9 protein-coding genes, 1 pseudogene and 1 CRISPR repeat array are annotated in these 11,638 nt (G+C 42.2%); of the genes and pseudogenes, 8 read left to right on the plus strand and 2 right to left on the minus strand.

The annotated features are described in order from the left end of the window. Nucleotides 1–469, minus strand: a pseudogene (locus B2899_RS18040) (IS4 family transposase); the annotation flags it as partial. A 264-nt stretch (nucleotides 470–733) separates the two neighbouring features. On the opposite strand from B2899_RS18040, the gene B2899_RS18045 reads away from it, so the two are divergent. The 7 genes from B2899_RS18045 (at nucleotide 734) to cas6 (ending at nucleotide 8,475) form a co-directional block, all read left to right on the plus strand. Then, nucleotides 734–1,315, plus strand: a complete 582-nt coding sequence (locus tag B2899_RS18045) for an ADP-ribosylglycohydrolase family protein (protein WP_349679059.1) — start codon at nucleotides 734–736, stop codon at nucleotides 1,313–1,315. A 326-nt stretch (nucleotides 1,316–1,641) separates the two neighbouring features. Beyond that, nucleotides 1,642–3,912: a type III-A CRISPR-associated protein Cas10/Csm1 gene (gene cas10, locus B2899_RS18050; RefSeq protein ID WP_286887566.1), complete on the plus strand. Its 2,271-nt coding sequence runs from the start codon at nucleotides 1,642–1,644 to the stop codon at nucleotides 3,910–3,912. Further along, on the plus strand, nucleotides 3,902–4,291 hold the full coding sequence (gene csm2, locus B2899_RS18055) for a type III-A CRISPR-associated protein Csm2 (protein ID WP_286887568.1): 390 nt from the start codon (nucleotides 3,902–3,904) through the stop codon (nucleotides 4,289–4,291). The genes cas10 and csm2 overlap by 11 nt, the downstream gene beginning before the upstream one ends. A gap of 33 nt (nucleotides 4,292–4,324) precedes the next feature. After that, nucleotides 4,325–5,074, plus strand: coding sequence for a type III-A CRISPR-associated RAMP protein Csm3 (gene csm3 / locus B2899_RS18060; RefSeq protein ID WP_286887570.1), 750 nt, complete (start codon nucleotides 4,325–4,327; stop codon nucleotides 5,072–5,074). 24 nt (nucleotides 5,075–5,098) lie between these two features. Beyond that, entirely contained in the window at nucleotides 5,099–6,064 is a 966-nt protein-coding gene (gene csm4, locus B2899_RS18065) for a type III-A CRISPR-associated RAMP protein Csm4 (protein WP_286887572.1), read from the plus strand. Nucleotides 6,065–6,086: 22 nt separating this feature from the next. Next, nucleotides 6,087–7,694 carry a hypothetical protein gene (locus B2899_RS18070; RefSeq protein ID WP_286887574.1) on the plus strand — a complete coding sequence of 536 codons (1,608 nt, stop codon included), beginning with the start codon at nucleotides 6,087–6,089 and terminating at the stop codon, nucleotides 7,692–7,694. 79 nt (nucleotides 7,695–7,773) lie between these two features. Further along, on the plus strand, nucleotides 7,774–8,475 hold the full coding sequence (gene cas6, locus B2899_RS18075; protein WP_286887575.1) for a CRISPR system precrRNA processing endoribonuclease RAMP protein Cas6: 702 nt from the start codon (nucleotides 7,774–7,776) through the stop codon (nucleotides 8,473–8,475). 86 nt (nucleotides 8,476–8,561) lie between these two features. Here cas6 and B2899_RS18080 read toward each other — a convergent pair whose 3' ends face one another. Beyond that, nucleotides 8,562–8,789, minus strand: a complete 228-nt coding sequence (locus tag B2899_RS18080; protein WP_286887577.1) for a hypothetical protein — start codon at nucleotides 8,787–8,789, stop codon at nucleotides 8,562–8,564. Nucleotides 8,790–8,931: 142 nt separating this feature from the next. Then, nucleotides 8,932–10,367: direct repeats of the CRISPR family, unit length 30 nt; unit sequence ATTTCAATTCCTTATAGGTATTCTACAAAC. 293 nt (nucleotides 10,368–10,660) lie between these two features. Here B2899_RS18080 and B2899_RS18085 point away from each other — a divergent pair. Continuing rightward, nucleotides 10,661–11,569 (plus strand): hypothetical protein, encoded by a 909-nt coding sequence (locus tag B2899_RS18085; RefSeq protein WP_286887578.1) that lies wholly within the window; start codon nucleotides 10,661–10,663, stop codon nucleotides 11,567–11,569. The last annotated feature ends 69 nt before the right edge of the window (nucleotides 11,570–11,638 follow it).

The following is an 11,638-nucleotide window of genomic DNA, read 5'->3' on the forward strand; positions in this document are numbered from 1 at the left end:
GACCATCCGACCAGCCTAGTGTAAGCATACGAAAGCCTTTGTAGAAACGTTTTTTGAGAGAGGAGTGATCAATACAACGCGCGAGAAGCTCCACTTTCTTACTGCGATTTCGATCGAACATGGAATCGTCAACAATGAACACACGGACTCGTTTGGCATCTGTGAGCGTGCTCACTTTTTGAATGGCAGACGCACTGAAAGTCAATAAAAACCGGCGCCAAGCGAACTTGGAATGGTTTAAAAAGCGAGACACGGCATCCTTCGCCGGAAGCGTATCGAATTTTTTAGAATGGAATAACTGCCACCAGTTTTTATGATGGAAGATGAGACAAAACACAAGCTGAAACAAATACGAACAGGTGAACCCGAAATTCTTTTTGATATTGGCGTTTCGCAAGTGTTTAAGAATTTCTAACTCTTTAAAAACTGTGTGCAGTTCATTTGGCAGTTGATTGTTTTGTTCTATCATATGGAAGACACCTCTTCTATGTGGTAGTGATTTTTGGACAATCTCACTGTACCACAGAACGAGGTGTTTTTTCTTTCAAAATATGTTTTGTCAAGGAACAAACTGAAACGATTATCATGTCAATTAGATCAACGACATAGACCGATTATTGATGTGCGAAAGTTGAGTTATTAAGTAATGAGGAATATGCCAATCTGTATTTTTCCATATTCCTCATTATATTCGCCCAAAGTGGGGTATGTCTTGAGAGGAGTGAACAGGGTAATGATACAGGCAATTGAACGATATAAAGGAAGTATGCTGGGGTTAGCAATTGGCGACTGCGTTGGCGTTAACCTTGAATTTAAGCCACCGGGATCGTTTCAACCGATTACAGATATAATCGGAGGAGGGTCATTTCATTTACAAAAGGGAGAATACACCGATGATACGTCCATGGCGCTTTGCTTAGCAGAAAGTTTGATCGAAAATAACGGATTTAATGCAAAAGATCAAATGAATCGTTATGTGAAATGGTACAGGGAAGGTTATATGAGTTCCATCGGTCGGTGTAGTGAACTCAAAACGGATTTGGGCATCGAACGTCTTCCCTCAGGCTTGTTTGCCACGAATCATTTGGTTCTTCATCTTGCGCTGTTTGCCTATAATCTATTGCGCATTATCGGGCAGGAAAGTTTGAAAGAAGACGATCATCCGTTACGAAAAAGGGGAAAGCGTCGTCGAATTCGAACCGTGATCCAGACGATGATTACGCTTGCTTCTAAAGTGGTTCGGCATGCGCGACAGTTTTATTTGCGATTTGGGCGAACCTGTGCATGGTTTCCTAGTTTTACACGTATCTATTAAGCCTTTCTCCATTGAAAAAGAATGAACAAAAGAAACCGGGCACCCTTGTACACACAAAAATATAGGGTGCTTTTTGTGCTTCCCATTTTCGCAAAATGACATCCCCTGACTCACATGTCTGTACAAAAACGAAAAGCAGGGGATGTCAAGACATTATCATCACGGATTCAGGTTGACATCTTTTCACCTTTTATTACATATTTCTTAGGAAAATAGAAGGGTATAATGCGACTAAGGTCGAAAAATTAAAAAATACAAACAATATTAACCAGGAGGTAAAGCATTCATACTTCCAGGCAAACGAAAAACAGGAGGTGACAGTAACGGTGTTAAGAGAAGAAAGAATTTTATTTGCAGAGGCTGCTATTACTTACTCTCTGTTCCGAAGAATTCACACCTATGCTCCACAGCAAGCAGAAAAAATTAAAAGCACCTTTTCAGGCCTGGAGTGGGGCAAATCAATACAAACTTTATGGAAAAAAGAAGAGAAGTTCACTCCTCTGTATCTTGCGCTAAATGAGGAGATAGATAAAAATCCTGCTCCTCTTATCTCCATTTTTAGCCGTCTGGATATTTTTGGCCTTCCTTTACATGATCAATATTACGCTCCGCGCGTGTGGGATGAGCCAGTGATTTTTCCGGAGGCATCACCACCGGACTTATCCACACTCGGTAAATACTGGGAAACTATTGCTATTGCCTGGCAATCATTTATTCGAAATGCTCCGGAAAGTGGTGAAGCCCGTCTAACATCCTTTCTCACCTGGTGTGATGAGCATACAGGAAGCATCCCTGTCAGTGAAAAACTTGCCACCGTTTCGCTAAGCAACCATTTAAAAACAATGGCCGCTATCGCGATCGCCTGCGGAGAAGAAGACTCCTTCCAGGTTGTCCTCGGTGATGTTTCAGGAATTCAGTCTTACCTTTTTGATATTTCTCATATCGGGGCAGGAAAAGTAGCCAAGCGATTACGAGCCCGCAGTTTTTCTCTCGGTCTTATTAGCGAATGCGCCGCTCATAAACTGCTGGAGCAGTCAGATATGCCAATCTGTAATTTACTGCTATCCGCAGGCGGTATTTTCTATGCTTTACTTCCTGCTGGATTGAACCTTTCTAGATGGAAAGAAAAGATTAATGACTCTCTGTTCAGTCGTTATCATGGCTCTATCTCCTTACATAGCGCGGTATGCACGGTTCATCTGTCTGAATTACGAACTGATTTCTCTTCTACTATTTCTACCTTGCATCAACAGCTACAAAATCTTAAAGGAAAAGGATTTTCCAGCATCCTTCAATCAGCAGAGAATTCCAACTGGAATACAGCAAAGTTTGTACATAGGATGCCGCTAAACGGAGTTGAATTTTGTGAGAGCTGCCGGCGCTACCCGAAGAAAAAAGGGCATAGCGAATTCTGTTCACACTGTGCGACCGATGAAGAAGTTGGACGCAAACTACCCCGGGCTCATTTTGTTCTCTTCCAAAAGGGAGAAGGGGCGTTTCAGGTATTGGACGGCATAGGAATCTCTTTGAAAGAATCACTCACTTCTATTCCGGAGAATACATATCTCATTCAGACCTGGAATGATGCGCGAATTCCAACCGGCCTTTCTCTTCCTGTACAGCAAAGGTGGGTCGCAAATTATGTGCCGCTAACACCGGAAAGCGGCTGTCCTCACTGCAAAGAAGACGAAGAAGCTGTATCAGAACCAGGAATGCCGCTAAGCTTTAGTTGTCTGGCTCACACGTCTGAAGGAAAAGAAATGCTGGCCTATTTTAAGGCGGATGTTGATAACCTTGGCCTGCTTCTTTCATTTGGTCTCTTATCCGATAAAGAAGATGCATCTTACTCTCTTTCTCAAATCGCCACGCTGAGTCGTATGCTTGAACGTTTCTTTTCCGGCGGAATTAATCTCTGGTTAAAAGAAACGTTTACCAAAACCTATACTGTTTTCTCGGGCGGGGACGATCTCTTTCTTGTCGGACCATGGAGTCAAATCATCGACGCTGCACATGACATTCAAGAAAAATTCGAAGCCTTTGTCGGTCACAATCCAAATGTTACTCTATCTGCCGGCATTAGCATTGTAAAACCAAAAGTTGCGATCCCTCATGCCACCAGGGAAGTAGAAAATTCACTTGAACACGCAAAAGAAACAGCGAACTATATACGGGTGAAAAAAAAGGGAGATCAGGCAAAAGGACGTAATCAGGTTACCATACGGCGCACATCAATGGATTGGAATGATTTCCAAAAAATTACGCAGATTGCCCGACAGCTGGCTGCATGGTGGCAGGAAGATAAAATTAAATCCTCGTTCATTTACAAATTACTAACCTATTACAGAATGTATGAAGCCTACGAAAGGGAGAAAAAGACAGAGGCATTAATGTTTATTCCTCTGCTTGCCTATACCATTCAGCGAAACCTCATCGAAGCGGCAAAAGGCGAATCAAATAATGATACGATTGAATGGGCAAACCGCTTAACAAATATTCATGACCCACAGGTGCAGTGGCTATGGAATTATATGCGTACCATCATCGAACTAGCACAGTTGTACCGTTACGACAGAGGAGGGGATAAAAATGGACATTAACACCTATCTTGAGGAAGGATATTTTGATGGAAACGAAAAACCGCGCCGGGAAATTTACATTGATTGGGCAAAATCCGTAGCCAAAATTTTGGATGAACAAAAAATGACAGCAGGGGCGCTGCGCAAGTTTTTCCAGCAGGTGCGGGCACTTGAAAACTATTTCCAGGATGATAGCAGCTTTGAGGCGAATAAACACTATCTTTATCCGCTTCGTCCAAAAGTAAACTATGATGCCAATCGTGAGCAGACATCGGTCCCGCGAGAATTCGTTATTTTTATGGAACAAAATCTTAACGAAGCCGAAAAAAGCCGGAAACACTTTAAAACATTTCTCGAACATTTTCAAAGTGTCGTGGCTTATTTCCCGCGAAAAAAATAATAGGCGAAGCAGGCCGGAGGAGGAATTTTAGCTATGTTATTAAAACACATTATTGAAATTACGGCGACTTTGCGCTGTGAGACCGGGCTCCGAATCGGTGGCTCAAACGATACCATTGAAATCGGCGGACTGGATAATCCAATTCTGCGTCACCCTATTACGGGAGAACCGTATATTCCAGGCTCATCTCTGAAAGGGAAAATGCGCTCTTTACTAGAGGGAGTAAATGGCCGTTTCTACTCTGCCTGGAACAACAGAGAAAGAAAGCTGGTACGTAACACGTCCAATAATGGGAAGCCGTGTGAATGCGGTATGGTGGGATGTAAAGTGTGTACAACCTTTGGCTATCCCGCAAATCCGAAACGAACAATTACACCGGGAACAACAATTATCGGGCCTGCCCGCCTTATCGTGCGCGACTCCGTTTTAACGGACGCCTCTCATAAGTGGCTGCAGGAAGCACAGCGGGAAAAAGGATTGAACTTCTCAGAGGTTAAACACGAGAATACGATTCACCGCCAGAATAACAGCGCAAATCCACGACCGAATGAACGTGTGCCGGCAGGCGCTGAATTCAAGGTGGAAATGATGCTTAAAATCTACGATCAGGACAACAAAACTGACCTGATTAATTTTGTAAAGCAGGGATTGAAACTTCTTGAGCACGACTATCTGGGAGGCTCCGGCAGCCGTGGATATGGAAAGGTTACATTCCATAATGTAAAAGTAACCGAGCATAGCGTTAATCAGCTTATTAAGGAAGAAACAAATTCAGAAAACTAGAGCCTATAGAAAGGAAGAGATGATATGGAGCTATGGGAGTTTGAACTTTCCCTGGAAAGTCCTTTTTTAACTCCGTGGCAGGCTGACTCACTGTTTGGCCACCTGGCCTGGACGTATCGTGAAGCGTACGGGGAAGATAAGCTTCTCTCCTGGTTGAATTTGTTTAAGAATGGAAATCCTCCTTTTGTTCTTTCAGATGGCTGGCATAAGGGCGCATTTCCCCGCCCCCTTATGCCTCCCCCTTTTAAATCCCTGACAAACAAAAGAGAGAAAATTAACCAGGCAAAACTCGGCAAAAGATTAAAAAAGGAACGTTATCTATCAGAAGTGAACTTCAAACTGCTTCTCCATGGAAAAGAACTTGATCCCACAGAACCCCTTTGCACGGCAGTCGGTTCTTTTGACACTCGCATCATGACACATAATATTATTGATCGGCTAACCGGAACCTCACTGCAAAAAAATGGGCTATATGAAATACAGGATACATTCTTAACTCAAAAGGAGAAAAGAAACGGTCAGGAAAATCTGCTGTCAATCTTTGTCCGGGGACAGAACAAAGAAAAAATTGAAGAATTTCATCATCTCCTTCATATCGTCTCATTGACCGGATACGGTAAAAAGCGTTCAATCGGCTACGGACAATTTACTATTAAGAAGAAACAGCGGCGCGAAGACCTTGATATACATGCTGATGAATCCGACGCGGTTGTCTGGCTTAGCCATGGTGTCCCCGCACCATGCGATCCGATTGATGGGTGGTATAAGTTGGAAACAAAGTACGGAAAACTGGGATCCAGCTACGGACTGGAAGGGTCACCATTTAAACATCCACTTTCCCGTATTTTACCTGGCGCTGTTTTTAAAACAAAGAATCCGCGTCCCTTCTATGGACAGATGATAGAGAATATCTCGCCTGCTTACTCATCCGTCCTGCAGTACGGGTATGTACTTACACTCCCGCTGAAACTTCCACAGTGGGCAGAATGAATAAAAAAAGGAGAGAATTCTAATGCCCCATCTCGCTGCTTTAATCGCTAATGTTGGTAATCATGATGTAAGATTAAAAGAGCAAATTGAAATAAACGGAGAAATCGTAGAAGGTTTTCTAAGAGGACAAGACGAAGATCCAAATCCGCGAAAATCGCGTTACTATGAATACAGTAAATATATTTACGAACATTACGAGGACTATAAAAATGTCATTGAATTTCCCATTCTCGAGCCTCTTCTTTCTTACCTGAAAAACAAAAAAGAGGCTTTGCTGAGTAAAATTATTATATTTACTACCAAACAGGAACCCACTTTTTCGAAAGATACATACTATGTGGCAATGCTCTTTCAAAAGCATGTGGAAAATATAATAAACAATATGAAAAATAATCCTCAACTTAAAAGAGAGTGGGGAAAGTTTTATGAACAGCTTGCCGGAAAAAAGCCTGCCGTTGTAACTATTTCTTCCAATCCTTCAAGCATGGATACTATGTTTCACTTTTACAGTCAGGAACTGGCCAGAATTCATACAAAAGACAAAGGAATGACGGAAATCTTTTATTATTCACTTACCGGTGGCACTCCGGCAATGAATAATATGATGTTTATGCATGGATTAAAGCAATTTTCAAATAAAGCAAAATTTATTTATCTGCCTCATGGAAGTAAAAACCCGGATACACTTGATATAGGAAATATCTTATTAAAGGAAGAATATGTTAAAAATCTGCGGGAGAGTATTGAAATTTATGAATACTACAGTGCGATTGAGTATCTTGAACATAAAAAAGAAGAGTTTGACAACCCACGGATTACTCGATCTCTCCTCCAGCTGCTTCGTTATGCGCACTACCGTCAGTCATTTGATTTCCAATCAGCTATTGATGCAGTCGATGGTTTCTCTCCCGGAAATACAAATGCTCATATCAGAGAGGGAGTTCGGAGATTAAGTGATGAAATTGAAGAAATAGTGGAAAATCTGAAAGAAAAAAAGATGCAAAAAAAAGAGATAATGAACGCTATGAAAGAGCTGTACTGGAATGCATTCATGCTTTATAAAAAAGGGCAGTTTATTGACTTTTGCGGCCGTCTTTTCCGCTTTCAAGAGGAATCGTTGAAGCAATTGCTATACCGCTTGCCTGTTGAAACAAAAGAAGACGGAAGAAAGCTTGATGAAACGTGGCTACAGAGTAACCCAGATCTTATGCGCTTTCTGCAGAATTATAAAAAGAAAAAAGAAATTATTCCTATTGATGTTTCTGCTGACTTTACCAGGCTGGCAACCACAGCAATTATCGAATTTTATATCCAGAAAGGAGAGACGGCCTTTAAACCTATTCTAGATAAAATTAAACTGTTCGATAGCCTGTCCAGTAAACGAAATTACTCTATTATGGCTCATGGATTCTCCAGTGTATCAAAAGAGGATATATTTAACGCTTTTAAAAAAAATGGGCTGCCTATGTCCTCTATTGACGACCTGGAATCTGCCCTATCTAGTGTTATGCGGGAAATTATTTGTTTTATTTTTCCTGAAGTTACAGAGGACGACTTCTCATCGGAGAAAAATGTTTATCATAAAATCAACCAACCGATGTTTGAGCTTCTTAAACAGCTCTGCGACTAATAATTCACCTGTTTACAAAGCATGCCATTTCTGCTTGCAGGGCATGCTTTTTTCATTTATAAGAAGGAGGTACTTCATCGTGTTACAGCGCTTTGAGTTTGAAATTGTCTGTATGGAGAGCGGACATGTAATCGGTAGCGTGGTAGAGAAACTACACGGTGCTCTATTTTCATGGCTTAAAGAATGGAACCCTTCTACCGCAACGAGCATCCATGATGTCGGAAAACGTTCATTTGTGATTACATCACTTGAGTCCACAGGACCAATTATAAAACACGCCGGACAGTTGCAATTGGAGAAAGGAAGTCTGTACCGCTTTAGAGTCCATTCTCTTGATACCCAGGCTTTTGAAGCTTTGCAGGCGTTAAGTGAATGTATAAAAGGAAAAAGCTTTTTTCTTAATAATGCTACGGTAAGAGTTGATAACATCCATCCGCTGGATACACCTATTTCTTATGCCGGGATAATGGAACAGGCCATTCATAAAATCGAACAGCGAAAATGGAATATTACCTTTCTAACTCCGACCAGTTTTCGCAGACAGAGGCAACAACAGCTGTTTCCACTCCCAGAACTTGTTTTCGGAAGCCTGTTAAAAACAGAAATGCTAAGGTTTTCCGATTATAAAGTTATTGGTTTTAAGGGAAAAGTTGTATACCTGATACCAAAAGATATTGCCACTTATACTCGAATCCAGGTTGCCGCTCTCAGTCTTTTTGCCGGATATGCCGGTATCGGATATAAAACGACGATGGGAATGGGCCAGGTACATATTGAATAATTAGAAAAAGCATGCAACTCATATCCAGAAAAGCATGCTTTTCTTATCCGGAGCAAATCCCATATCCTCTCACCTCCTCTATACTGTTAAAAGCTCAAAAACGGGAGCGCCGGCTTCCAGACAATCAAAAGCCCCGACACAAGCAGGATGTAATCGAAGACCTTTGCCATCCTGCCGATGCCGCCCAGGACCTTCCCGGTATACTGAATCGTATCCGGAGTCTTCGGCAGCTTCAGCAAAAGTGGGAACAGAAACGTCGGGCCAAGTCCGATAATCACCGTACACACATGAATGCAAAGCAGCAGCTGATACATCCTCATTCCTCCCTTTTCCTCTCCTGTGTTTTCCTGATGCTCTTAGTATACGGGGCTTATGGAAAAAATAAGTACGACGGCTTTGGAGGAAAAATCGAGTAGGAGGGGGTGATTAGCCCCCGACCTCTCACACCAAATTTCCGTTTCAATTCCTTATAGGTATTCTACAAACATGGATTGTTGTCCCAATCAACAAGACTGTGTACAATTTCAATTCCTTATAGGTATTCTACAAACTGTAAAGAGTCTATGCGTATTATATCTGAGTATTTAATATTTCAATTCCTTATAGGTATTCTACAAACCTGGTGGGCAAGTGACTCACCTCATTGGTTTTTCATAATTTCAATTCCTTATAGGTATTCTACAAACGCTCATTTTTGCGAAGAATATCCAGGATGATATCAATTTCAATTCCTTATAGGTATTCTACAAACGTCGCCTGTTTCGGATGCGTTTTACGTCGAGCATTCCGATTTCAATTCCTTATAGGTATTCTACAAACAAACCATTCTGGATACATTAGCTGAATTTGCGCCCCAATTTCAATTCCTTATAGGTATTCTACAAACATCCAATCGAATGGCAGGTTTTCCATTGTAGTCTTCAATTTCAATTCCTTATAGGTATTCTACAAACTTTTCTGCAATAACCAGACCGTCACCAACGAAATCATTTCAATTCCTTATAGGTATTCTACAAACGAGGTTTAAAAATACAAAAAAAGGTAGCAACTGCACAAGCATTTCAATTCCTTATAGGTATTCTACAAACAATCAGGAGGGAAAATCGTGGCGACAAATAGCTCGTATTTCAATTCCTTATAGGTATTCTACAAACCGTTAGAGCAGCAGGTGCAGCAGCTATCAATCATCATTTCAATTCCTTATAGGTATTCTACAAACAACTTCCAGGGTGGTACGAATGTGGAGGTGGATAATATTTCAATTCCTTATAGGTATTCTACAAACTTTTCTCCTTCTTTCCCTCCTATGTTAGAAAACCCAATTTCAATTCCTTATAGGTATTCTACAAACGAGAGAGTTAGGCGATCTGGAAGCGCGTTGCATCATCATATTTCAATTCCTTATAGGTATTCTACAAACAACAGCACAGGTATCGTTTCTCAGCGAACGATTCTTGCATTTCAATTCCTTATAGGTATTCTACAAACCGGTATGAATCCGGCGCCTAATGGAGAAAGGCCAATGAATTTCAATTCCTTATAGGTATTCTACAAACGGAGCAAACGGGCGAAAAATTCGGCGTCATGCTTGAATTTCAATTCCTTATAGGTATTCTACAAACGGATTTTGTCGTAGCGTCGCCGGTATGGGTACAAATCAATTTCAATTCCTTATAGGTATTCTACAAACTAAATAGCCTTGTCGTCACTTCCATTCCAATGGTGGAATTTCAATTCCTTATAGGTATTCTACAAACCGAAGAAGAATTGCATCTATTGAAGCCTGAAAAGCAAATTTCAATTCCTTATAGGTATTCTACAAACTTGCAGAATTGACTTTTTGCAAGGCTAAAAAACAGGAAATTTCAATTCCTTATAGGTATTCTACAAACCCACCGAAGCAGCATCATACCAGCACTTCCAGCATGCCACACCTCGCTTCCATTTTCAAGAAAAAAATCGCAATGCCTTGCTATTCCTGCCTTTTCCCTGTCGTCGATCCCCCGCCTTTTTTGCACGACCGATGACCGACGACACATTCTCCGCTGCACAGTAAGCATTTTCCCTCTAGTATACAAATTCTCTCAAAATCATCCCGCTTCCTCTTTTTCTTCTTCACTATATCGACTCTTACCACAATTAGGAAACGCAGTATAATAAGAGAAAAAAGCGGGAGAAAAACACCATGGCAAAAGAAGACTTCAAAAAATTTCAGGAGCTGCTGCGCGCGCTCTTTCTCGATGGAAGCGCCTATGACCGCCAGAAACTCGCCGTGCTGCTCGGCATCTCGCCGCACACCCTAGACAAAGCCATCCGGGAACTGCGCGATATGAGCGAACAGACCGCACCCGGTACCTTTGTGGCCAACCGCGGCCGGCGCCTCTCCTTCTCACTCAAACACCGGCACTATGAATCCACCGGCAACTCTCTTCTTTTTCTCTACCGTCTCAAAATGCTGCGCACCAAAGAAAAAAGCCGCCTTCTTCAGGTCATTTCGAACCTGTTTGAAGAGCCAGGCTCCACCATCGAGGATTTTATGGCGGCGATCGACCAAAAGACCGACGAAGAAAACTGGAAACGCAGGAAGCAGGATCGGGTCGAACATATTGAGCCTGTCGAAAGAACAGCCGTGTTGAGCTACCTTCGCTATCTTGAAGACATCGGCGTGCTCAAGAAAAAAGAAGACGATACCTATTATCCGGTATGCGATGTATACGATGCTCTTACAGCCGAAGAATTACTGGAACTGTACCACTACGTTGACTATCAGGCAAACACCGTCCTCCTGTCGGTTCTGGGGTATCTGCTGGCTGCCAATTATCCGTCCGGACACCTGCACCGGATGCTTGTCGAAAACATAATGGATATCACACCGGGGGATCCGGTTCCCGAAGACTGGTTTCTCTCCTGCCTGGCGCGGGCTGAACAGGAGCTTGCGATAGGCTGGGGTGTGAGCGGCGGCAGACCGACAAAGGTGCGGATTAAATTTTATTTTGACGCCGTATCCGGAAGCTTTAATTTCATTCGCGAACGTGTACGGCGCGAAGGCCAGCACGGGACCATCGTGGAAGAGGGAGACGACCTTTTTATTTGAGCATTTTGCACATTTTTCAACCCAAAAGCCATAAGGTTTTCTAAAGCATAAGAAAAACTCGCGGGCGGT

The sequence above is a fragment of the Aneurinibacillus sp. UBA3580 genome (genome assembly GCF_002375825.1).
Taxonomy (GTDB): Bacteria; Bacillota; Bacilli; order Aneurinibacillales; family Aneurinibacillaceae; genus Aneurinibacillus; species Aneurinibacillus danicus.

Excerpts from the sequence above, each read along its gene's own strand:
- csm4 (WP_286887572.1), top strand. The coding sequence starts at position 5,099 with ATGGAGCTATGGGAGTTTGAACTTTCCCTGGAAAGTCCTTTTTTAACT.
- B2899_RS18080 (WP_286887577.1), bottom strand. The coding sequence starts at position 8,789 with ATGTATCAGCTGCTGCTTTGCATTCATGTGTGTACGGTGATTATCGGA.
- B2899_RS18070 (WP_286887574.1), top strand. The coding sequence starts at position 6,087 with ATGCCCCATCTCGCTGCTTTAATCGCTAATGTTGGTAATCATGATGTA.
- B2899_RS18085 (WP_286887578.1), top strand. The coding sequence starts at position 10,661 with ATGGCAAAAGAAGACTTCAAAAAATTTCAGGAGCTGCTGCGCGCGCTC.
- csm3 (WP_286887570.1), top strand. The coding sequence starts at position 4,325 with ATGTTATTAAAACACATTATTGAAATTACGGCGACTTTGCGCTGTGAG.
- csm2 (WP_286887568.1), top strand. The coding sequence starts at position 3,902 with ATGGACATTAACACCTATCTTGAGGAAGGATATTTTGATGGAAACGAA.
- B2899_RS18045 (WP_349679059.1), top strand. The coding sequence starts at position 734 with ATGATACAGGCAATTGAACGATATAAAGGAAGTATGCTGGGGTTAGCA.